The following is a 1,663-nucleotide window of genomic DNA, read 5'->3' as shown; positions in this document are numbered from 1 at the left end:
GCAGAAAATGTAAGTGAGAATGAAGATAGACATTTATTGGTGGGAAGTGAATTAGCAAAAGAATTGGCGGATTTGACAGGTATGGATTCAGGAGTACCGTTAGATATAGTTTCGCAAGAATATATTGATATGTATGGAGAAGATAAACTGATTGATTATTTGAAATCTCATTACATGGTAGATACATATGCGGAGTATTATAAAGCTTTAGCAAGAATAAAGAATTTAAGAGTTTATAGTACAAATTACGATAATTTGATAGAAAAAGTTTGTAATGATTGTGGAAATAAAATTAAAGGTTATAGTATAGGCGCAGATATTAGAAAAGTAAATAAGACTAAAATGGTAATGCATCTGAATGGATATATACAAGAAGTTGAAAATGGTGTATTGCCAGAAACTTTTAAGTTGTCACATATGTCATATAATAATACAAAATTCTTTGATACACCATGGTATTCGTATTTAATTGATGAGTTATATAGTGCAAAAGTCATTTTTATTATAGGTCTATCTTTTAGCAGCGATATTGATATACGAAGACTTGTTGCGGATGAAGAACTTAAGGACAAAATTTTTTTCGTAGAAAGATCTGACTTGTCAGATAGTAATAGGAAATTTTTGGATAAATATGGAAGAGTCTTATTATGTGGCGTGCAAGCGTTTCTTGAAGATTTAGCTAAAATTGAAGTGGATGAAAAAAGAAAAAAAGAAGTTTATTACAAGACTTTCAGAAAAGCAAATAGATATGATAATTCAATAAAACCAAAAGATAGGGATGTGTATGCACTTCTTTTTAATGGAATTGAGAAAGATGGAATATATAAGAAAGATGCTAACAGATGTTATGAAGCTTTGGTAAACAGAGATAAAGTTGCTGAGGTTATTCAGGAAATTGAACAGGGCAAATCAGTCATTATTCATTCCGATTTAGGTAATGGTAAATCTGTATTTGTAAATCAAATTGTTGATTTATGTCCAGATTTAGAATTTTATTATTTAAAGCAAATCAACAATCAGAGGGTATTGTCGGAGATAAAGAGTTTTTGTAAGGATGGTAAGGAAAAAGTTTTAATATGCGACCCTGCAAATGTATATTTAGATATTTTAAGTAAATTTGCAGATTTTGACTTGAAAAATATAAAATTTATATTGGTTATGAGATCATCTATGTATGATAATTATTATAATAGTATTTATGATATTATTGATAGAATGAGTAATGTACAGTTTATAAATTCAATAAATTTGGATGAACTAAGCGATTGTGAAATTGAACTGTTAGATAAATTAGTTTTAAAATATGGATTCTATGGTGATTTGGCAGGAGTATCTGGACAGAGAAGAATAGAATATTTAAAAAAGAAATGTAATTCAAGATTTCAAAATATATTAATTTACCTTTTTGAGTCTACTCATATTATTGATAGGTTTGTAGAGAACATAGTCAATATAAATGGAAATAGTGATTTACGTCGAATTTTGATATTAACTTTTATAAGCGGAATTTTGGAATTGGGCTTGAATACTAATGATTATAAAATACTATTGGATTTACAAGATGTTGAACGAGTAATAAAAAGAAATAAAAATTGTGGAGAGTTGGTAGATGTAGAAAGAGGTAAAATTGTCATAAAATCTTCAATTATAGCAAAAGAACTAA

The 1,663-nt window shown here is 27.8% G+C and carries 1 protein-coding gene; it reads left to right on the top strand.

Translation table 11 applies throughout. The features are described 5' to 3' along the window. Nucleotides 1–1,663 (top strand): SIR2 family protein (locus Q0F58_RS19490; protein ID WP_294379753.1); only part of this gene is annotated, 1,663 nt, incomplete at both ends.

Origin of the sequence: uncultured Clostridium sp., assembly GCF_934754915.1 — a bacterium.
Lineage (GTDB): Bacteria > Bacillota > Clostridia > Clostridiales > Clostridiaceae > Clostridium.
Note: the sequence above shows the minus strand (reverse complement) of the source record. Positions and strands in the feature narration are given on the sequence as shown.